The organism is Shewanella sp. Choline-02u-19 (assembly GCF_002836205.1).
In the GTDB taxonomy this organism is placed as follows: Bacteria; Pseudomonadota; Gammaproteobacteria; order Enterobacterales; family Shewanellaceae; genus Shewanella.
In genome coordinates this window covers 600,176-621,680 of record NZ_PJBE01000013.1, presented here as the reverse complement: position 1 = coordinate 621,680, position 21,505 = coordinate 600,176, and the positions used below count along the sequence as shown (strand labels likewise).

Below are 21,505 nucleotides of genomic sequence, written 5' to 3'. Positions count from 1 at the left end.
ATATGTTGTCATCATCGTATCAATTACGCTAAGAGAGACAAAGGTTAGTGAGTAAAGTCTAGCAGTTATCAGTCAGTTTTCTTACATACTCGCAGATGACGTTACGTTAAACGGGCATTAAACACCTGTAGGGTTTTCTCACCAATATCAATAACATCACTAAGTAACTGGACTACTTGATTAATATCACCTTCTTTGGCACTTAATTCAAGCCCTTTAGCTGCCACGCTTAACGCTTGAGCACCAAAACTGCCCGCACTACTTTTTAATGTGTGCGCCTGTATGTCAACTTCATCTAGATCACATTCACCTAGTGACTGATAGGCTTTTAACAGTGATTTTAATATACCGAGTCGCTCCTCGGCCTCGTTAATAAATACGCTGAACATTCTTGTCATCGCCTCTTCACCGAGCATACTGGTTAACTCTTTAAGCGTGGCTTCATCGAGTAATTGACTATTTATCTCTTCAACAACGTCACTTGCTGAACCCTGATCTCGTCCGTGTTTTTCAGTCAAACTTTGTCCCTCAGTTTGATAACCATCTTTATTCGGCTCTTGACTGATTGTAGACGCAGAACTCGATATTGATGGAGTCCTCTTTGATACGCACTCGATTGGATCTTTATCTGCTTGAGGAGAAGCCGTATACAGAGGGGACTCAGCTCTAACAGGATCATCCCATTCAGCCGCTAAAGATTGACCATAACCGTTCACTTGATGATTAGCTTGGTAAGACACCCGAGTCATCGATGGATCCTTTGTCACCCACCGATTAACCGCTTTAATTAATTGTGCGCGATTGACTGGTTTAGGGACAAAGTCCTTCATGCCCGCATTCATGCATAATTCTACATCCTCTTTTTGTACATTCGCCGTCATTGCGATGATGCGTTGCTGCGGCTTTTGCAGCAAAATATGTTCAGTGGCTTCAATACCATCCATTTCAGGCATTCTCATATCCATTAAAATCAACGCATATTCTTTATTCGCTGCCATAGCCACGGCTTCTTTACCATTATTAGCAATTTCAACTTTAAAGCCTGATTTATTTAATAGCGCGCTGGCCACAATTTGGTTTGCAGGGCTGTCTTCTGCTAACAAAATCGGTAATTGAGTTTGGCTTTCATTCATCAACATATCTTCAGCGCTGCTTAACTCAGTATTAAAGCTGTGATCACCACTGAGCATGCCAAGCATCATGTCTCTGCTTAGTGGTTTATTAACCACTTGCTCAAGGCCCACCTCTGCCAATAATTTTGACGCTTCAGGCACAACCACCGTCATGAGTGCCGCCATTAGCGCCTCATCATAAAGAAATGATTGTTTAATCTCTTTAGCCTGCTCCACTTTGAGATCGACTAAGCAGCGTTCATCAATCAACACTAAATTAAAACGACCTTGCACCTTTAATACATTGAAGATGTTGTCGATGCTATCGACACAAATAGCGGTTACCCCATATTGCCTATATTGTTTGGTAAACAATTCACAATAGGTCGTATTGGGATGTACCAGCAACACACGAGCATGAGCGGGTATATGAGGCGTTAACAGCACTTCGGTGTTGTCCAACTCAAGTTTGACATCAAAACTAAAGCAACTGCCTCGTCCTTGTTGACTCCGTACTGCAATATTGCCTTCCATACGGTTGATAAGTTCTGCGCAAATGGCGAGGCCCAGCCCCGTGCCGCTATAGTTGGTATTGTAGCCATCATGAACCTGGCTGAACTCCTTAAATAACGTGCCTTGTGCTTCTTGGGGAATACCAATACCTTGGTCCGATACAGTACAGCATAACTGCACCTTGCTAGAGGTACCTTCAAGCAACCACATCTCGACAGCCACGCAACCACCGGATGAAAATTTAATCGCATTATCAACTAAGTTTTGTAGCACTTGGCGTAATCGCTGACCATCTCCAATCAGACTTTCGGGTATATTAGAATTGACAAAGCTGGCTAAGGTAACCCCTTTATCTTGTGCTTTAGGTGACAAAATCTGTAGCACTTGACTGACCAGTTTTGCTGCCGAAAAGGCACTTTGCTCTAACAACATCTGCCCAGCTTCAATTTTAGAAAAATCCAAAATATCGTTAATGGTACTTAACAGCGCCGTGCCCGCTTCTTTTGCCGTATTGGCATAGATACGTTGCTCTTTATTCAGCCGTGAATCCAGCATCAGCTCAACGCTTCCCAGCACAGCATTAAGAGGAGAGCGAATTTCGTGGCTCATGGTAGCCAAGAATCGGGATTTTGCTTTACTGCCCTGTTCAGCTTGGTCTTTTGCCAGCTTAAGCTGAGTTTCGTACTCCATACGTCTTGAAATATCACGAATAAACGCGGTCAACAGCATTTCGTCGCCTAACTGCACCGGGATCAAAGTCAGCTCAATTGCGATAGGCTTGCCACTAAAGTCCGTCGCGTGCATTTCGGTGGCATTTTTAATGGCCTTGCCGGCACCCGTGCGACGATACTCTTCTAACATGCCCCTAAACGCGATTTTCGCCTCACCTCTAAACAATAGAGTTTCCATCGATTCACCAATCAAATCAAGCTGATGGGCATGAAACATTAAACAAGCGGAGTCATTTACCTCTTGAATGTTACCGGCAATATCGATGGTGACTAATGCATCTTTACTGCCTTCTAAGGTGGCTAACAAAATAGACTCTGTTCTTTGCGCCGCCACCAGCGCCCGTTTTACATCACTAAGATCTTTGACTAATCCTAAAAACAGTAGCTCGCCATCGAGCATCATTTTTGAGATTGATAGCTCAATGGGAAACAGCTTCCCCTCTTTGTGTTGCGCCAGTAACTCCCGACCTTTGCCGATGATTTTAGCGTCACCACTCTCAAGATAGTTACGGATATAACCGTCATGCATGGGCCGTTCAGATAAAGGTAAAAGTAACGATACATTTTCGCCTAATAACTCACTGTCTTTATAACCAAAAAGGCGGCTAACAGCAGGGTTCACTTCGCTTATCTCACCACGCGTATTGATGATGATATAGCCATCTAATGCGGTGCCTAAAATGGTACTCAGGCGTGTGTTGGCATTCTCTAGCGCATGGGTTTTAATATCGATCTGTTCAACCATCTGATTGAAAGCATGGGCAGCTTGGCCTATTTCATCCTCTGATGTTACCGGTATTTTGACTTGTTTCTCCCCTGCAAACACACGTGTTGAGGCCAATTTCAATTGCTGTAGATTTCGGGTTAAATAGTGACCCAATAACCAAGAGAAAAGCGCAACAAGCAGCATTTCCAACGCGGCAATAAATAGAAATCGTTTGGTGGCATCAGCAATAAAAATATCAAGCTTTGATATTTCAACCCCAAGCTCGACTCTGCCATAAACAATGCCAGACTCGGCGACCATGGCCTCGATATCCAAAATGCCATCATCAACATAAGTCACGCTGCTATCACGCGCCGCTAAATGAGCGCCATCAGTCACTCCTGCGGTCACTAACAGGTCATCTCTATTAAAGACATTCACATACAACACCTGATTAGTTGCAATTAGCTCATTGGCTAAATTACTCAGCGTTGATAAGTCGGTACTGAGCACGGCATCTTTTGCGGCGGCAGCAAACAATAATGCCGTTGATTGAGCCCGTTTTTCTATTTCAGATTCATTAGAGGATTTTAAATAGTCGATACTGGTATACACCAGAAGCATTAACAGCAAGCCTTCAATAATGGCAATGCCAAGAATAGTTTTTAATCTAAAAGACATTAGTTACCCTCCTTTAGCGGAATGGATAACTCACCCAGTTTTAATGCTCTAACATCATCCCAATCACTATTTTGAGCCGCTTTAAATGCACTAAAACCAAGCGTGTCGAGCAGGGCCTGACCTTGCGGCGACGCCGACAAAGCCTCTAGCTCTGCCGTCAATATTTTACGTGTGCTTGCAGACACTCTCGGATGCACAGCAATGGCGTGAGGCGTGTACTTTGGGGTGGTCCAAAGAATGCGTAACTTAGATTTAATTTCAACGGGTAAATTATTGAATGTTCTACCAACGCCGCCACCCGCTTCAAATAACCCCTGTGATACGGCTAAATAGACAGAATCATGCGAGCCAACAAACTTAGCTGTAAAGTCGATATTTCGCTGCTTTAAGTTCGCCCTTGGGATCATACTGGCCGCAAATGCACCTGGCGCGGGAAACGCTATCGTCTTTCCTGCTAAGGCATCCAGAGTGTGATAAGGCCCATCCTTAGCCACCACAATAATACCTTTGAGCTTTTTATCTTTTTCTTTAACAAGAGCCTGATAACCCTGTGATTGATGAAACTGCGCATAATGGTAAGGATTCATATAAGCGATGTCATATTCCCCCCTTGCAAGCCTAGATTCAAAAGTAGGAATGTCGGGCGCAGTTGCAAAACGCAAATCAAGCTTTGCATTTTGCGACACTGCAGCCAACAGCGGCCCCCAAGCTTTAGCGAGTGTACTGGCCGCTTGCTGAGGCACAACGCCAAAGACTAATATGTCCGTTGAGCGACGGCTCTCAACCTCAGCAATACAGGTCTGTGCAAAGCATAGTAGCAAGCTAGCCATCACTATTTTTGAGCCATGCATCAAAAGCCTTTGTTCTCTATAGAAGAGTGAAAACATGCCGTTCCATCCTTGAGCTAAATCTATTTTCATTTTACTAATACCAGCAATAAGTACGCCAAGATTAAGAATAGGCGAAATCAAACAGAGAATTTAAAATCTCTTTCTATGACAAAGACTTATTGTTTATTAATGCTTGACCCCAATATGGAACAGCCATTCGCAATTTGCAACAATCTCAATTGCAAAATAGCACTCAAGGCAGCCACCAAAACCTTTAAAAATGCAAATGATCACTATATACAAATAGATAGCTCAGCTATCGTCGATGATGGCATAGCCTTTGCTTTCTCACTGCATAGCCCAACAATTTTGCGAATTGAGTAATGACAGTGTTGACCGCTTCAGAAACAAAGCAACCGTTTAAAATCATGCTTGTCGAAGATTGTGATAGCGAACGCTGCTTGTTAAGCGCTTTAATCACCGCGATGGGACTCAATAGCGTTGATTTCTCCGATGCCGAATCTGCTATTGATTACCTGAGCGATCACGATATCGATCTCGTTATTACAGATTGGATGATGCCAAACATGAACGGCATCGAGTTTTGCAAAATACTCAAATGCTCAATCAATAACCCGTATACCATACTACTCACCGGGAACAGTGATAATAGCCATATTGTTGAGGGGATAAATTCCGGCGCAGATGATTATGTTGCTAAGCCCTTTAATAGTGCCGTGCTCAAAGCGAGGATCAATGCCGGACTGCGAATAATAGAGATGCAGCGCCAACTGGCACAAAAAAATAAGTCACTCAACCACTTGCTTGAAAAAGAGCAACAATACCTCCGTTTAGTCAAACAAGATCTTGCGTTGGCAGCCCAACTGCAGCAAGCGCTGCTGCCAGACAACGGTCAGCTCAATCAACAATGGCAAGTGACCTGTGAGTTTAAACCTGCACACGACTTGGCTGGAGATATTTTTCAATGCTTTAATATTGACGAGCAGCATATTGGCTTTTATCTACTTGATGTCAGTGGCCATGGTACAGCGGCTTCTATGCAAAGCTTCACCTTGGCACAGCATTTAACGAACAACCAAGATGCCTGGCGAGCATTAGATGTGTGCACTCTCATCAACACGCTTAACAATGAGTTTGATGACCCACAAAATAGCGGCTGCTTCGCGACGATGGTGATAGGCATCGCCAATACTGTCACTGGCGCAGTTGAATTAGTTAACGCGGGTCACCCAGCACCCATTGTGATTAACTCGCAGCAGGCTTACTTTGTCGATAAAACTCAGCTCAACGTTGCGACTCAACTGCCGGTAGGGATCCGTAAGAATGTCCAATATAACAGCAGTTATTTTTCATTAGCACAGCAAGAACATTTATTACTCTATTCCGATGGCATATATGAATGTCGTCATCCAAAACATGGTTTTTTGGGCCAGCCGCGTCTGCTAAAGATAATCAATGATGCCAGAACACTAACGCCAGATTCATTACTGCATCACCTAACCCATAGCTGTGATCTTTGGCAACAGAAGCAAGCTCAGGATGATGTTTCATTAATGCTGATCTCCACACAATCTGCGACCAATAACCCATTCACTTGCCTATTAAACTAATCAAGGAAAGAACATGAATAGCATACAGATCAACCTCAATAAATCCGTACTCGCCAAGCACTCTCTTTGTCTGGAAATAGAGCAGTTTATGTTGCAGAACCACATAAGCTCCTCGCAACGATTTAAGATTGTCACCTGTGTACTCGAAGCTGTCGCAAACGTAATGGATCACGCTAACAATGGATCCGCAGATATGACCCTCATTTTACACAATCGCGATAATAAAGTGATTGTCGACCTGCTGGACCACTCCACATTACATTGCAGTAAAGCACCACAGCAATGCCCTGATACTGATGCTCAGTCGGGTCGTGGTTTATGGATTATGCATAGCTGGATGGATAACGTCAGGGTGCAAAAATCTGTCGCTGGGACTCATCTGCAATTGAGTTTATCAATCCAATGACGCAGGCATATTTACAGACAACACTAAACTCAAGCTCAACATTAGGGAGCAGGAAAACATCGTTGTGCTTTGGATAATCAGTCAAGTCAGTGTCCCGCGCATAACACAACGTATTGTTTTTCATTGTTAAATAGTCAACGACATTAAGCTGTTTCTTACATCACATTGAGTTATTCGCAGATTGCTCATTTTGCTTTGCATATTAAGACTCCCTTCCAAACAGACCCCAGCCAAAACCACTAAAACAGATTAAACCGATTAATAACAACCACTTAAAAGTTGGCACCAGAGTTGCAAATATCTAACCCAATAAAGATGAATGACAAAACAAATCGTTATTTTGTCTTCATTAGCAACGATTCATTAGCAACGATTCATTAGCAACGATTCATTAGCAACCAGCCCAAAGCATATTAAGGAGCTTCCTATGAAATTCTCTCCACTAGCACAGAATAATGCCTGCAAAATCACCTTACCGGTCGAAATGGTGATGACACAGACCCCGACTCTTCGTGCCGCCATTTTGCAAAAAATCAACAGCGGGATGATTCAATTAGTCATCGACTTACATCAAGTGCAATACATCGACTCAAGCGGCCTTTCAGTGTTGATTTCAGCGCTTAAAAAAGTCGAGGAGCAAGGTGGCGAAATAGTATTACTGTCACCCACTGCTGGTGTGCGGGCACTGATAGAGCTGACCCGTCTGCATCACGTTTTTTCTATCTATGAAGATGAAACAGCCGCTATTGACTATATATGCAATGAACTTGTTAGCTAACAAGTCAGGTATTAAGGAAGACGCTATGAACCCCAATCACTGCTTAAACTTATCCGCCACAGTCCAACACTCAGCATTGCCGCAGAATATACAGCTGAGTCCAGTGAGTAAGGTAAAACAATTGAGTGCTTTATCTGGGCTACTCATCATCGCCATAGCGACGGTATTATCGGGATGCGTTCTGCCCCATCACCCAGAAGAAGCAGACATCTGTGACAACATAGAAGATGACATGACCCAATGCCACTTCTACGATAACGACACCCCTTACATGCGCAGCAAAACCAGCGAACGTGCGCCTAAAAATATAACTCAAAGGACAAATGATCCAATGGGAACCACCTGGTTAATGCAAACGGGTCAAGCACAGCAAGCGCTACATTTGCCGCAAAATATTCGTTTATCGGTCGGTGATCGTTTAAACGTGAACGTCTTAAATGGACTCGAGTTCAGTGGTAAAATCGAAGTCAACAACGACGGATATATCTATCTACCCTACCTGCAACCCATTCATGCTAAAGGGCTTGATGTTCAGCAATTATCAGCCGCCATTGCACAACATTTGGTTGAGCAAGACTTTATGCTCAAAGACAGCGTAAGGATAAGTATTACCCCATTAAAGTGGGCGCCAGTGCAGGTCACCGTTTCAGGTGGCGTATTTGAACCTGGACAGCACAAAATCAACAAGAAAACCGATACCGTCATTATCGATGATAGCGGCAGCCACAGTGGCGACCAAGCAGTAGAAAGAAGCATTGCTGCTGCGCTTCGAGCCTCTGGTGGAGTTCGCCCCGACGCGAATATAAGCGAAATTATTGTTATTCGTGATCAGCACAGTTTCAAGCTCGATCTTTCGGGGGTGATCCACGGTTACCCAGTACCATCAATGACCCTCATGTCAGGTGACCATATTCATGTACCACAGCACGATTATTTTGATGATGCACTGGCTAGACCCTCGCAAATAACAGCGCCAGGGATCCGGGTGTTTCTATCTAACCTCACGCAACCAGCAAGCAGTAACTCGCAATCTGCAGTCGATACCGACGCCACTCGTTTTCCCTATGGTACGCGCCTGCTGAGTGGTGCAATAGCGGCAAACTGTGTCGGCGGCGCGCAGTCAACCAATGCCAGTCGACACTTACTGCTGATCACTAAAAATCCCTTAACATCTGAAATGGATGTGATTGAACGCTCTATGGATTCGTTAATTAGACACTCTTGGGAAACGGGCATGAATCCAATATTAATGCCCGGTGACGGCATTGCTTGTTATGACTCACGTGTGACCAATATGCGGGAAATCGCGCGGACTATGACCGAAATATTAGTCCCTGCAACGCTACTTGAATTACTTTAATCGTCCTTAACGGAAAGGAGGCTATGATGGAAAAAAAACAATCAATAAGACCTCTACTGTGGATGAAGCGTTTGTTCGTCGACGGTAGCATGATGCCCATTAAGCAGCGAAAAAGTGCTTATCTGAAGCTAACCTTTACCCTTGTCGCTTGTATTTGGCTACTGGTACTGCTGTTTATTCTCATGACCCCTAGCCGCTATGTAAGCCAATGGACTCTCATTTTACCCGGCGCAGGGGCTGGCGCCGTAGTGAGTTTAGACAGTATTGGCCAAGCCAATAGTAGCGCGAGTTCACCCTATTTAAGCACTGCAATTGACCCTAGAATCAATTACCAGTCAATCGCCACCAGCAAAACCATACTCAATGCTGCGGCCAAAACCATGAACATTAAAAACAGCGCATTTACTAAACCAAAGCTAAAATTGCCAAATCAAACTGGCTTGATGCAGTTCAGCATAAAATCATCCACGGCTCAAGACGCACAACAACGAGCATGGGCGCACTATCACAGCTTACAAGCATTACTGTCGCTGCTGCGTAACGATGAAGTACAGCAACGAGAAGATGCTATCCGCGTAGGTATGGCGAGTTTTGCCAATAAAGTCAGCTTTACCCAAACCAAATTACTTGAGTTTCAGTCGGAGCATGGTCTGGTCTCGCTTGACCAATTTAAAGAGCTAGCACTGACAATGGAGCGCCTAAAACATAGTAAAGTCACCTTGGTATCAGAGTATCAAGGCATTATCGCAAGTCAAAAAATGCTTGAAATACATCTGTCATTGTCACCAAAACAAGCTGCCGGTTTGCTAACCCTTAAAAATGACCAGTTGTTTCAGCAATTACTGGTAAGCTATACCAATGTAACGGCAAAACTCACTGAATATTCAAGTCGATATGGTAAGCGCCACCCACAGGTGGTTACCCATAGAAATGAGCAAAAATCGATACTAGCGGCGATATCAAAGCGCTGTAAAGTACTGCTTGGTTATGCTGATAAACGCCTAATGTTGATGATATCAGTCGATGATCTTGATGGCCGAGCGCAATTAATGCAGCAGCTAATAACACTCGATACTCAGGCCAAAGGACTCAATCGTCGAATTGCCTCGCTGACGCAGCAGATCCATGACTGGGATCACCGTTTATACGACAGTAACGATGATGCTGCAAAGCTAGAAGATCTACAAAGAGAACACCAGGTAGCCACCGCCGTATTCACCTCAGCACTGGCTAAAATGGATGTTGGTAAAGCTGATATATATTCGTCATTTCCTTTGATACAGTTAATGTCGTCACCAACAATGCCAGAGGCATCAGATAAGTTAGCAATATTGTTGGCATTGGTTGGCGGATTTGCCGCATCGATATCATTAATCGCAGGGATGGGAATGTTATGGATCCGCAAGCCTATACTCCAGAAAATTCTGATGAACGACTAGTTTGGTACTCCATCACAGGCACCTACCTATTTTGGTTATTGGGTGCCATGTATGTAGTCGCGCCGGTGATTGGCTGGATTTTATTGCTAAGGTTTGCCAAAAGAATCCTTGTGAACCAGCAGCACTTTGTTGTTTCCAATACGCAAAAATTCTGGATCGCGGCCATGTCGTTGATGTTACTCGCACTGGTCGTTGCGCATCTCACTGAAGGCTTAGGGGTTGCCAAATTAATTAAGTCGAGTATTGGTTGGGCCAAAGGTTGGGCGCTGTTAGCTATTTTTCCTTTAATTGGCTCACTTAATATCCGCCCACAAATCATCTATCGTGCCTGTTGCATCGTCTGTAAACACACCCTTATTCTACTGCCTATTTTTATGCTTGCCTGGCTACTAAAACTACCCACTACGCTCTATACCTCACCCCTGAGTATTATTGGTGGACCTGGACCTGAATTTTTCAGCGTCAGTTTATATGAACTCGATCCAGCAAGTGGGATCCCCAGATGGCGCCTGTTCACTCCGTGGGCACCAGCATTAGGCATGATGGGAAATCTGTTTTTTATCTTTACCACCCAAGAGCAATCAAAGCGGTATCGGTTTTATGGTTTCGCTGGCAGCTTAAGCATGATTTTGTTGTCTCAATCTCGACTTGCGCTGGTGACTTACCTGTTACTCATTGGCTTTTTCATGTTCATACGTTGGTACCGTTCGCCATGGCTGTACTTTGTTGCTAGCCCAGCCCTGCTATTTCTCGGATTCTCTGGCTATAGCGTGCTTGAAAAAGTACAACAAAGTGTCGACGCATTTAAGAACGCACGCGCAGGTTCAACCCGAGTTAGACAAGAGTTGGGCAACATTGCACTCGAACGTTGGGCTAACGAAGCCGTTATTTGGGGTCACGGCATTGTTGAAAAAGGTCCGCATTTAGTGGAATACATGGTCATTGGCTCCCACCATACTTGGTATGGGTTGTTGTTTGTTAAAGGGCTAGTGGGCGCTTTAGCGTTAGCCTCAGCGATGTTAGTCACTTTCATTAGCCTACTGCGTTTTATTTTTAGCAATGCGATTTCAGCCGTAGCAGTTGCCATTCTGTTGCAGATGTTTCTATACACTTTTGGTGAAAACTTAGAAATCCTCGCCTACCTATTCTGGCCAGGACTCATCATTATTGGCATAGCACTGAAACAAAATAAATCCACAAGCTAAAGTGACAACTCCACCCCGCTCTTACCGGCTCTTATCCGTCTTTTATCCTGCTCTCAACCGGCTCTTACCCGCTCTCCCCCGGCTCTATCCCTTTTCCTTTCCGGCCCTCATCCGGCCCCACCCCGCTCTTACCGGCTCTCATCCGTTTCCTTTCCGCCTCTCCCCCGTCTCTATCCGTCTCTATCCGTTTCCTTTCCGGCCCTCATCCGTCTCTATCCGTTTCCTTTCCGGCCCTCATCCGTCTCTATCCGTCTCTATCCGTTTCCTTTCCGGCTCTCAACCGGCTCTATCCCTTTTCTATTCCGGCTCTATCCGGCTCTTACCGGCTTCCATTCTGACTCGCAATATGCAAAATCCACAGACATAACCTGTCCTAACATAGCGGCACACCGATAGCTCTTTCATCCCAACGGATCAATCACAATACACTTCAAACACTTACATTCTTCCAGCGTTAAAGCACAAGGTTGGCACGATATCTGTAACCCTCTGTATATGACAAGAGGAAAAGTCACCTCCAATAACCCTTAGCCAAAGACAATAGATCTAACGCTAAGAGTAGATGACAGATGACAGAAGCAGAGTGTGACGATGCGATTAACAGCTTAATCCTAGCGCCTCTCGAATTGAATAACAGGTGGTTGCATGCAAGCTATTTCACAACTTAAAAGCACCCTAACTACCCTCTTTGGGAGTGCGCTGGGCAAGAGTCTATTTTGGCTCGGCTCCGCTCAAGTACTCGGTCGTATTGTGCGTTTAGGTTCTAGCATTATCATTGCTCGCTTACTCACACCTGAAATATTTGGTCTGGTCGCCATCATTCTCACCAGTTTTGAAGTTATCTGTACTCCCACCCGCAGAATATCATCCGCCGCATTAATACAGATGGATGATGAACAGTTTAACAATGCACTCACCAGTGCTAATCAAGTTAACTGGTTAGCTGCGATTACCGCCTTCGTTGCCATGAGCTTACTCAGTTTGCCGCTTGCTTTCTATTACGATGACTTGCAGCTCATACCTCCTATGATACTCATGGCAACAAGCTATTTACTGCTGCCGCTAGGCATGCTTTACGCCGCAAAGAACCTACGCCTCAACCGAATGAGGGTAGTAGGACGAGCGGTACTTTGGCAGACCGTTTTTGATGGACTGCTCACCGCAACATTGGCTTTACTCGGGCTAGGGATCTGGGCAATTATTTTGCCTAAGATTATTGTGATATTTATTTGGATTGGGGTTCATCGATATCACAATCCCCTTCCCGGGGCTTTATCAAAGACACTCAAATCAGCATCGAGTGCGATTAACGCCGGTCAATGCGAAACGAGTCCCAAAGAGCGTAAGCTGGGTTTAAACCCACAAGCAATTGAGATCTTAAGGTTTGGTATACAGGTAGGTTTAGGTGACTTGGCAATCGCCATGCGCCAGAACATCGATTATATACTTGTTGGCTATTTCCTTGGCATAGAAGCATTGGGGATCTACTTTTTTGCTTTCAATGCCAGTTTAGGCATTAGTCTTGGTTTGATACAAAGCTATGGCACTGCGCTTTACTCGCATCTATGTCAGAAACAATCCAACGATGCTCAAAAAAACACTTCACAGCAGCAAAAGTACTTTCAATCACTCAAGTTTATTATGTTACTCACGGTGCCCATCATTACCGTGCAAGCTGTACTCGCCCCTTTTTACCTGCCGCTAATTTACGGTCAAAAATGGCTTGAAGCCGGCGCACTACCAATTTTTATTTTACTTTGTCTCAGTGGTTTAGTCAGGCCACTTGGTGAAGCCGCTAGCCAATATTTAATTAGCTCAGGACAAAGTCGATTCAACCTTATCTGCAATAGCATTTTTACCTTAGTACTCGCAGTGACGATCACCCTCTGCAGTTTCTCAGGGCTCACAACGGTAGCACTGGGCATTTTGCTGGTGCATCTATTTATGATGCCCGGTTTCACTATTTACTTACAGTTAACCCAAAAGTCTGAACCTGAGCCTGAAGCTGACAACGGCGAGATTACGGTTCAACAAGCCGATGCAGCTTCAGCGGCCATCACCTCAGCTCAAGTGACAGCCAGCCCGCAATCCAGCATTCATAATCCTAATCAACCGACACAGCCGATAACTGTTGGCTCACGGGAGACACGCTATGACTTCTCATAACCCATACCACAAACCTTTGACTGCAAAAGTCTCTGTTGTTATGCCCATCTACAATGTTGAAGCTTTTGTAAAAGACGCGATCAACTCAGTATTGGCACAAGAATTTAGCCACTTTGAACTAATATTGGTCAATGACTGTTCGCCCGACAACAGCCTTGCCCTGTGCCAGTCGTTTAGCGACCCACGTATTCGTATTATTAGTCATGACGTTAATCAAGGGTTGGCTGCCGCCAGAAATACCGGGATCCGCCACGCTATTGGCCGTTACGTCGCTTTTATTGATTCTGACGACATGTGGCACCCTGAGAAATTAGCGCAGCATGTAGAACACTTGGATAATGCGCCTGAAGTGGGCATTAGCTTTTCTCGCTCACTGTTTATTGATTACCAAGGTAATGCCATTAATGTGTTCCAAATGCCACAGTTAACCGATATCAGCGCCAGTGTTCTGCTGTGCCGTAATCCTGTTGGTAACGGTTCGGCTCCCGTATTGCGCCGAGAAACGCTAGCTGATATCCGTTACCAAGCACTGAACAAAAGCCATCCCCATAGTTGCTATTTTGATGAAAATTTTCGTCAATCAGAAGATATCGAATGCTGGTTAAGGATCCTTGCAACCACCCATTGGAAAATGGAGGGGCTACCGGCGCCACTCACCTATTACCGCCTCAATAATCAGGGCTTATCAGCGGACTCCAATAAACAATATGCTTCATGGGAAAACATGATAAACAAAGCCAGTCGCTACGCTCCTGAGTTATTAGCCCAACACGAAAATCGCGCCCGTGCGTATCAACTGCGATACTTAGCGAGACAAGCCATTCGTAATAATGATGGTAAAGAAGCGGTGGTGCGCATAAACCAAGCATTAAAAACATCACCGTCGATTCTTAAGCATGAAACCGGCCGCACCCTGGCAACACTTGCCGCCGCCTACCTGTTAAAGATATTGCCGCGCAGCGTCTATAAAGGCATTGAGCTAGCTGCTCAAGCCGTTCTTGGGCGTATGCAACGTGCACGAATATCTAAAGACGGCGTGACCGCCGAGCTAATGAACAGCTTGTAAAGCAGAGCGACTTTCCTCTAGTAATGGCTTGTAAAAGCCTTGCTAGAGTCTATCTATAGCCATATACCCGTATATCCCCTCTTCAACGCCCAACAATTGCCCTATCAAGCGTCATAAATCGTTTGCAGCACGCGATGCAAGTTGCAAATCGTTTAAAAACACACACGACAAAACCCACCGAAAAACACCGTAAACACATGATTATAAAGTGTATATAAGTATTGGCCTATTACCTGCAGTAACTCTATATAACCTAGATTGATAACCACGATTGATGACAACGAGGCCGATGATGACGAAAATACAAACGCGCGCTCCCCGCACTACGGCATTCGCCATCCGTGTTGTCGATGCACTTGCCGCAATCTTGATGATATTACTCACGAGTCCATTACTTGCTTATGCCATGCTCAGAAGCGCTGCCACGCATAGCCATACGTTTGAATCGGTGTTTATTTCTGGACCTAACAATAGTGTTATCGCGCTATATCAGTTTACTTACGCTGGACACTTTAAATCGCTGCCTATGCTATTGAACCTGCTCAAGGGTGACATCAGCCTACTGGGTAGCAAAATCGAATTTGCATTTGATGCCAAACAAGCTTGCCATCAAACAGATAAAAATTACGCCATAAACCCCGGGATCACCTCGATTGAGCAGATAAACAGTGCCACAGGCCTTGGCTTTGAAGCTGCACACCGCTCTCTCAACAAAGCCCACAGCAGCGTGGTTAACTACATATCAGCACTAGTAAGAGCCCTATTCGTGTTGGTTATCACCGGTATATTTATGCCAAAAACCAAACGTACAACCGCAACAATCTCTGTGTTTGGCATAGCGTTAGATAACTGGACCATGGCGGATCTTTTAAGTGATTTACAGCAACAGTGCCAAAGCGATACTCCATCAGTAATGAAACAATACAGTTTTGTGAATGCGGACTGTTTAAACATCAGCATGAAAAATGACGCTTATCGTCAGTGCTTACAACAAAGCGGGCGCGTATTTGCTGATGGGATGGGTGTCAGGTTGGCTTGCTTAACCAAAGGGCATGCGCTGAAAGACAATCTCAACGGTACCGACATGTTCCCAAGATTGTGCCAGCTCGCCGCCGAGCAGCAGTTGTCTATTTTTCTACTGGGGGGAGCTGATGGAGTGGCCATTGATGCTGCCAGCAATATGCAAAAAAGCTACCCAGATCTAAAAATTGCAGGCACTCATAGCGGTTATTTCAATATGAGCAACAAGCATGCCGACACCAGAGGCAACAACACCAATAACAAAGAGCCTGATAATGATGAAAACAAGGCCGTTGTTGATTGCATAAACCAATCTCAAGCAGATATTTTGTTGGTCGCAATGGGCGCACCACTGCAAGAAAAATGGCTTAAAGAGAACAAGCATCAACTCAACTGCCATGTTGGCATCGGTGTCGGTGGTCTGTTCGATTTCTATTCAAATCGGATCAAACGAGCCCCTTTATGGTTAAGACAAATGGGAATGGAGTGGACCTACAGACTGCTGCAAGAGCCTAGCAGAATGTGGCAACGTTATATCATCGGCAATCCAAGGTTTTTGCGACGTGTTTGGAACGAAAACCGTCAACTGAGGAAAATGCAGCCGACGCAGCCACAAAAGGTAAAGGCTAAAACAAATACTCACTACACCCCAAATTTTGATGCTAAGCGAGCAAATGCACGCCGCGCAGCACATAACTTAGGTCGACGCTTAAACCGCGGCACTAAACGTATGATCGATATTTCGGTATCAGCCACCTTGCTTACGTTACTTATGCCTTTGTTCATTCTCATTTCACTCTGTATCCGCATTGAGTCGAAAGGCGCTGTGTTGTTTTGCCAAACGCGTGCAGGACGACATAACCAACCCTTTACCATGTGGAAGTTGCGCTCCATGTATCAGGACGCAGAGCAAAGACTCGCAGTGATAACAACAGACAATGAAATGCAAGGCGGCGTGCTGTTTAAGATGAAGCGAGACCCAAGAATCACCCTGATAGGTAAGTTTATTCGTAAAGCATCAATCGATGAGCTACCACAACTTTGGAATGTCTTAAAAGGCGATATGTCGTTAGTCGGTCCGCGCCCCGCGCTGTTAAGTGAAGTGAAACAATACAGCCAGCATGATAGAAACAGACTGCTGGTAAAGCCTGGGATCACCTGTATTTGGCAGGTCTCTGGACGCTCAAATATCCCTTTTGAGCAGCAAGTTGAACTCGACATTGACTATATCTACCAGCAATCAATTACCGCCGATGTTTGGCTATTGATTAAAACCATTCCAGCCGTGTTATTTGCTCGTGGCGCATATTAAGGAGCTGACTATGCAAGCAATCATATTCGCTAATCGAAACGGTAATGAACTCGCCCCCTTGAATGCGCATTACTGCCCTGCACTCTTGCCTGTAGGTAATAAGGCCGTGATTGAATTTACCTTGGAAGATTTAGCCGAAGCCCAAATTGACCGAGTGAGAATTGTTATCTCTGCTCAATCTGCAGCAATAGAAAAGCTCATTGGTAATGGCGAGAAATGGGGATTAGACGTTGAGTATTTTTTAAGTCGTGAGCAAGAAGCAGTATCCAACATTCTGCCACGGCTAGCGCTTAACCCAAATGAAGCAATATTGCTGGCGCGAGCCGATATGTTGAGAAGCCCTTGCATCAAATCATTTGTGCAATTTAGCCAACGGATGAGCACTAGCCACGTAGTCGCAAAAATAGCGAACAAAAATGCAGGCCTAATGATGCTCCCTGGCGCCAAGCATTTTACTGAAGATCTCAACTGGCCATTAGCTAATAGCCAAAACGCTAACCAGAGTTCTGAGCAATCGCAAAGTGTCACTCAAATTCTGCACGGCGACTGCTTTATGCTCGATTCTCTGCAAGATTACATGAGTGCCAACCAAGCAATTGCGTCAGCAAAGCTTACAGGCATAACCCCTAAAGGACGATACTTTAGCAGTGCTTCCAAGGTACAGGGTTTTTACCTTGGTGCTAAAACCAAAACCGGCCAACTTAGAATGCACGACGCATGGGGTGTGATAGGTAAAAATACCTGGATAGATGAAAGTGTTGATATGCAGCAAAGCATTATCATTGGCAAAAACTGCTTAGTTGAGAAAGCTTGCAGCCTAAATAACTGCCTTATTTTAGATAATACTTATATTGGTCAAGGGCTCAATGTCAGTAACGCAATTGTCTGTGAAGACTTACTGATCATGCCAGAAAATGGCGGTCACTTAACGCTCACAGACCCGAGTATTATCTCTGACAATAGCAAACTCGCTAACCGTTTGCAGCCACTACTACACGTCTCCACACTGGATAGATTACAAGCATTGGTCATGTTCTCTATCGGTTTGTTTTTTGCCCCGTTATTAATGTTGATATCGCTAATCACCCAGCCTAAGCAACCTTTGATCAGAGAATATATTTTTATCAAAGGTGGAAAAAAAGCAACTTGGCGTTGGAATCTAAGCCCGTTATTTATCGCCCGTCTACCGCAGCTTTATTGGGTATTTACCGGCCGACTAGCCCTATTTGGTGCGACGCCATTTGAGGCAAAAGTACAGACAACTAAACAGCATAACCCAATCGACTTAGCAGCATCATTAGGGCTATACGGCCCATTGCAATTGGTTATCGACGCTGCAGCACCGATAGAAGAGCGTGAATTTGTTGAAGCCGAATACCTTTGTATTAACCAGCGCAGTAAATATTGGTCGTTAGTCAGCATGTCCATATTTACCAAATCTGTTAAACACAAAACACCGATAAACACGGTTAAGCAATAACCATCATTAGCGAGTCATCAACAACTGAAACTAATGTCGATTGATAACGAGTCCCTATTTAGCGCTCACCTAGAGAATATAAGAGAGAACATTATGAAAACGATTATTACTTACGGCACCTTCGATCTATTTCATTTTGGCCATGTACGTCTGTTCAAACGCCTTAGAGCCCTCGGTGATAAGTTGATAGTGGCCGTTTCAACGGATGAGTTTAATGCGTTAAAAGGTAAAGCCGCATTTTTTAGTTACCTGCAACGGGCTGAAATTGTTGAAGCGTGTAAGTACGTCGACATGGTGGTGCCTGAAACCCATTGGCAGCAAAAGGCCAAAGATATCTGTAAACACGATATCAGCATTTTTGGGATGGGAGATGATTGGCAGGGAGAATTTGATGAACTGTCAATACTGTGCGATGTTGTTTATCTAAGTCGCACTGGAGAGATCTCCTCAACCGAGATCAAAAATAGCCTCGCGGCCAAAATGCCAAACAATGACATTAATAAGGTACAAAAATAAGGTACAAAAACAATGCAGAATTCGGATTTACAGTGGGCTAAAGCAGCGACAAGAAAGCTGATCTATAAACTATCAGCGCTTGCGCCTCGAAATGCCAATAAAGCCGTATTTGGCAGCTATAAAGAGCTATTTTCCGATAACAGTAAATACCTTTATAAACACTGGCAACAGAGTCAATTCATCCGCTGCATTTGGATCACTGCTAACAAAGATATTATCAAGCAGCTCCAAGGTGATGGCTGTGAAGTCTATTACCGCTGGTCAATCCAAGGCGCGTATCATGCATTAACCGCCAAATACTATTTTTACAACAGCTATATAGGTGACATCAATCAATGGCTGGCAAAAGGCGCTGTAAAAGTAAACTTGTGGCATGGTCTGCCGATGAAGAAAATTGAGTTCGATATTACGTCAGGCCCAATGGCGAAGGTATTTAATCCAACGTCACGATTTCAAACGTTTATTCAGAGCATGCATGCACATCAACAACGGATTAAACCCGACCTCATGCTCAGCCCCAGCCCGCTAGTTGATAAATTGTTTAACAGCGCATTTAGACTCAAAAGTAGCAACTTACTTCGCTGCGGATATCCCAGAACTGATTACTATCGATTAACCCCACATCAGGCGCAATCCATCAAAACAGGCGTGCTACTAAAAAATGTAAAGTGTAGCGAAAGAGGCGCTGAAATTGAGAGTAAAAGTATTCGCCAAGGCTATCAACAAGTCATTTTGTATGCCCCGTCATGGCGTGATGCTTTTGAAAGTAAGCGCTTTGAAGATGAAACGCCCTATACAGCCGCGTTTAACTGGGAAGCGCTATCAGAACACCTGCAGAAAAATAATCAATTGTTTTTACTGAGATTACACCCGAACGAAGCCGAGCTGGGCAATAATCTTGCAAGTCTACCTAACATATTGAACATCAGTGCGATGGAAGACGTGTATGGCATATTGCATGAAGTCGATTTGTTGATCACCGACTATTCATCACTGTTTATTGATGTACTACCACTGAATATTCCCATCTGTTTTTACCGATTCGATAAAGCGCAATATCAACAAAACTGCCGAGAAATGTATGAGTATTCCAATTCAATGCCGACACTAGGACCAGAGTGCCTGACGTTCAACGAGTTATTACTTCAGATAGAACCTGCTTCAGTTAACGCTCTGACCAATAAATACAGCGCAAACTATCAAACAGCTAACAAGATGCTTTGGGGAGATGAAACCGAATCGTTTAGTGTATTGGAAGAGTGGGTGCAAGCTAAGACGGTTTAAGCCGATCAAGAGCCGGGGGAAAGCCGGGTAAAGACCGAATAAGCTGAGACGGTTTAGGCTGATTAGAAGCCGGTTAAGAGCCGATCAAGAGCACGGGTAAAGCCGAACAAAATGAGAAGGTCAGCATTTATACCGTCGCTTTGCTCTTTTCTAATTTTTACCGTAAGCGAAGCGTTCCGTAGTGACAAAGTCACGTGCCGTGAGGCCGTAGGCTGTTCGTCTAAGATTTTACCGTCTTTGCTAGTTTTTACCGTAAGCGAAGCGCTCCGTAGTGACAAAGTCACGTGCCGTAGGCCGTAGGCCTAAGATTTTACCGTAAGCGAAGCGCTCCGTAGTGACAAAGTCGCGTGCCGTAGGGCCTTAGGCCGTTCATCTAAGATTTTAGGCTTTTTTAGTTTTTACCGTAAGCGAAGCGTTCCGTAGTGACGAAGTCACGTGCCGTAAGCGAAGCGCTCCGTAGTGACGAAGTCACGTACCGTAAGGCCTTAGGCCGTAAGCCATAAGCCGTTCGTCTAAGATTTTACCGTCTTTGTTTCCTATCTTTATCCGATAATATAGGCACAACACCCGTCTCTAACGGCCACTTGATCGCTATATCAGCATCATTCCAAGCAATGATCCCTTCATCACCTGGCACATAGTAATCAGTGCATTTATAGATAATGTCAGCATGCTCACTTAAGGTTAAAAAACCGTGTGCGAATCCTGCTGGAATATACAGTTGCAGGCGGTTTTCAGCTGACAGAATTTGACCCACCCATTGGCCGAAAGTCGCCGAGCCTGCACGAATATCAACGGCCACATCAAAAACCTCTCCGGCGACCACTCGAATAAGTTTGCCTTGGGGATGGTTCTTTTGAAAATGCAGTCCCCGCAACACATCCTTTGCAGAGCGACTCATGTTTTCTTGCACAAAAGTGGGGGCTGTTAATCCTAGCCCCTCAAACAATTTGTCAAACTGAGATTGGCGAAAGGTTTCCATAAAAAAACCACGCTCATCACCGAAACGTTGGGACTCGAATAACAACACATCAGCAATAGCGGTAGAAATGAGTTTCATAATATCTCATGGTAAAAAAACGCGAAAAATAACTAAAGTACAGCAAAAGAAAAACTCGGTGCTAATGTTCAGCAACGAGAGCAACAGTGGCCATCATTAAAATAACACCCATTAAGCACCTTTGCTGCTCGTTATATTTGCATCCTATTATATTTGCATTACTCTAGTTTAATCCATGGAAGGGTATATCCAAATGGCTTGTGTATAAA

General features: G+C 44.6%; 15 protein-coding genes. 12 read left to right on the top strand and 3 right to left on the bottom strand.

Going from position 1 to position 21,505, the window contains the following annotated elements; translation table 11 throughout:
• Positions 1 to 101: 101 nt before the first annotated feature.
• Complete coding sequence (locus CXF83_RS09395; protein ID WP_101089312.1) at positions 102 to 3,743, bottom strand: PAS domain S-box protein; 3,642 nt, start codon at positions 3,741 to 3,743, stop codon at positions 102 to 104.
• The gene (locus CXF83_RS09390; protein ID WP_443018845.1) at positions 3,743 to 4,573 is read right to left on the bottom strand and encodes a phosphate/phosphite/phosphonate ABC transporter substrate-binding protein; all 831 of its coding nucleotides are present in this window, start codon (positions 4,571 to 4,573) and stop codon (positions 3,743 to 3,745) included. Before CXF83_RS09390 ends, CXF83_RS09395 begins: the two co-directional genes overlap by 1 nt.
• Before the next feature lie 383 nt (positions 4,574 to 4,956).
• Here CXF83_RS09390 and CXF83_RS09380 point away from each other — a divergent pair, with 383 nt between their 5' ends.
• The 12 genes from CXF83_RS09380 to CXF83_RS09325 all read left to right on the top strand — a co-directional run bounded on the left by CXF83_RS09380 (position 4,957) and on the right by CXF83_RS09325 (position 20,236).
• Positions 4,957 to 6,204 (top strand): SpoIIE family protein phosphatase, encoded by a 1,248-nt coding sequence (locus tag CXF83_RS09380; RefSeq protein ID WP_101089314.1) that lies wholly within the window; start codon positions 4,957 to 4,959, stop codon positions 6,202 to 6,204.
• A 13-nt stretch (positions 6,205 to 6,217) separates the two neighbouring features.
• Positions 6,218 to 6,610, top strand: coding sequence for an ATP-binding protein (locus CXF83_RS09375; RefSeq protein ID WP_101089315.1), 393 nt, complete (start codon positions 6,218 to 6,220; stop codon positions 6,608 to 6,610).
• Positions 6,611 to 7,037: 427 nt separating this feature from the next.
• Positions 7,038 to 7,388, top strand: a complete 351-nt coding sequence (locus CXF83_RS09370; RefSeq protein ID WP_101089316.1) for an STAS domain-containing protein — start codon at positions 7,038 to 7,040, stop codon at positions 7,386 to 7,388.
• 25 nt (positions 7,389 to 7,413) lie between these two features.
• Positions 7,414 to 8,748: a polysaccharide biosynthesis/export family protein gene (locus tag CXF83_RS09365; protein WP_101089317.1), complete on the top strand. Its 1,335-nt coding sequence runs from the start codon at positions 7,414 to 7,416 to the stop codon at positions 8,746 to 8,748.
• Between the two features lie 26 nt (positions 8,749 to 8,774).
• Positions 8,775 to 10,187 (top strand): GumC family protein, encoded by a 1,413-nt coding sequence (locus CXF83_RS09360; RefSeq protein ID WP_198553532.1) that lies wholly within the window; start codon positions 8,775 to 8,777, stop codon positions 10,185 to 10,187.
• Positions 10,142 to 11,392 carry an O-antigen ligase family protein gene (locus tag CXF83_RS09355; RefSeq protein WP_101089319.1) on the top strand — a complete coding sequence of 417 codons (1,251 nt, stop codon included), beginning with the start codon at positions 10,142 to 10,144 and terminating at the stop codon, positions 11,390 to 11,392. Before CXF83_RS09360 ends, CXF83_RS09355 begins: the two co-directional genes overlap by 46 nt.
• Before the next feature lie 645 nt (positions 11,393 to 12,037).
• Complete coding sequence (locus CXF83_RS09350; RefSeq protein WP_101089320.1) at positions 12,038 to 13,558, top strand: oligosaccharide flippase family protein; 1,521 nt, start codon at positions 12,038 to 12,040, stop codon at positions 13,556 to 13,558.
• Positions 13,545 to 14,624: a glycosyltransferase family 2 protein gene (locus tag CXF83_RS09345; RefSeq protein ID WP_198553531.1), complete on the top strand. Its 1,080-nt coding sequence runs from the start codon at positions 13,545 to 13,547 to the stop codon at positions 14,622 to 14,624. The genes CXF83_RS09350 and CXF83_RS09345 overlap by 14 nt, the downstream gene beginning before the upstream one ends.
• Before the next feature lie 289 nt (positions 14,625 to 14,913).
• The gene (locus CXF83_RS09340) at positions 14,914 to 16,956 is read left to right on the top strand and encodes a WecB/TagA/CpsF family glycosyltransferase (protein WP_232775082.1); all 2,043 of its coding nucleotides are present in this window, start codon (positions 14,914 to 14,916) and stop codon (positions 16,954 to 16,956) included.
• Positions 16,957 to 16,966: 10 nt separating this feature from the next.
• Positions 16,967 to 18,436 carry a sugar phosphate nucleotidyltransferase gene (locus CXF83_RS09335; RefSeq protein WP_101089322.1) on the top strand — a complete coding sequence of 490 codons (1,470 nt, stop codon included), beginning with the start codon at positions 16,967 to 16,969 and terminating at the stop codon, positions 18,434 to 18,436.
• Positions 18,437 to 18,529: 93 nt separating this feature from the next.
• Positions 18,530 to 18,952: an adenylyltransferase/cytidyltransferase family protein gene (locus CXF83_RS09330; RefSeq protein WP_101089323.1), complete on the top strand. Its 423-nt coding sequence runs from the start codon at positions 18,530 to 18,532 to the stop codon at positions 18,950 to 18,952.
• A gap of 12 nt (positions 18,953 to 18,964) precedes the next feature.
• Positions 18,965 to 20,236 carry a CDP-glycerol glycerophosphotransferase family protein gene (locus tag CXF83_RS09325; RefSeq protein WP_101089324.1) on the top strand — a complete coding sequence of 424 codons (1,272 nt, stop codon included), beginning with the start codon at positions 18,965 to 18,967 and terminating at the stop codon, positions 20,234 to 20,236.
• A 520-nt stretch (positions 20,237 to 20,756) separates the two neighbouring features.
• Here CXF83_RS09325 and rfbC read toward each other — a convergent pair.
• Complete coding sequence (gene rfbC / locus CXF83_RS09320; protein ID WP_101089325.1) at positions 20,757 to 21,296, bottom strand: dTDP-4-dehydrorhamnose 3,5-epimerase; 540 nt, start codon at positions 21,294 to 21,296, stop codon at positions 20,757 to 20,759.
• Positions 21,297 to 21,505 lie beyond the last annotated feature (209 nt).

What these genes read in the sequence shown, in the direction of transcription:
- CXF83_RS09375 (WP_101089315.1), top strand. Translation starts at nt 6,218, where the DNA reads ATGAATAGCATACAGATCAACCTCAATAAATCCGTACTCGCCAAGCAC.
- CXF83_RS09380 (WP_101089314.1), top strand. Translation starts at nt 4,957, where the DNA reads ATGACAGTGTTGACCGCTTCAGAAACAAAGCAACCGTTTAAAATCATG.
- CXF83_RS09395 (WP_101089312.1), bottom strand. Translation starts at nt 3,743, where the DNA reads ATGTCTTTTAGATTAAAAACTATTCTTGGCATTGCCATTATTGAAGGC.
- CXF83_RS09355 (WP_101089319.1), top strand. Translation starts at nt 10,142, where the DNA reads ATGGATCCGCAAGCCTATACTCCAGAAAATTCTGATGAACGACTAGTT.
- CXF83_RS09340 (WP_232775082.1), top strand. Translation starts at nt 14,914, where the DNA reads ATGATGACGAAAATACAAACGCGCGCTCCCCGCACTACGGCATTCGCC.
- CXF83_RS09330 (WP_101089323.1), top strand. Translation starts at nt 18,530, where the DNA reads ATGAAAACGATTATTACTTACGGCACCTTCGATCTATTTCATTTTGGC.
- CXF83_RS09360 (WP_198553532.1), top strand. Translation starts at nt 8,775, where the DNA reads ATGGAAAAAAAACAATCAATAAGACCTCTACTGTGGATGAAGCGTTTG.
- CXF83_RS09335 (WP_101089322.1), top strand. Translation starts at nt 16,967, where the DNA reads ATGCAAGCAATCATATTCGCTAATCGAAACGGTAATGAACTCGCCCCC.
- CXF83_RS09390 (WP_443018845.1), bottom strand. Translation starts at nt 4,573, where the DNA reads ATGGCTAGCTTGCTACTATGCTTTGCACAGACCTGTATTGCTGAGGTT.
- CXF83_RS09325 (WP_101089324.1), top strand. Translation starts at nt 18,965, where the DNA reads ATGCAGAATTCGGATTTACAGTGGGCTAAAGCAGCGACAAGAAAGCTG.
- CXF83_RS09370 (WP_101089316.1), top strand. Translation starts at nt 7,038, where the DNA reads ATGAAATTCTCTCCACTAGCACAGAATAATGCCTGCAAAATCACCTTA.
- rfbC (WP_101089325.1), bottom strand. Translation starts at nt 21,296, where the DNA reads ATGAAACTCATTTCTACCGCTATTGCTGATGTGTTGTTATTCGAGTCC.
- CXF83_RS09365 (WP_101089317.1), top strand. Translation starts at nt 7,414, where the DNA reads ATGAACCCCAATCACTGCTTAAACTTATCCGCCACAGTCCAACACTCA.
- CXF83_RS09350 (WP_101089320.1), top strand. Translation starts at nt 12,038, where the DNA reads ATGCAAGCTATTTCACAACTTAAAAGCACCCTAACTACCCTCTTTGGG.
- CXF83_RS09345 (WP_198553531.1), top strand. Translation starts at nt 13,545, where the DNA reads ATGACTTCTCATAACCCATACCACAAACCTTTGACTGCAAAAGTCTCT.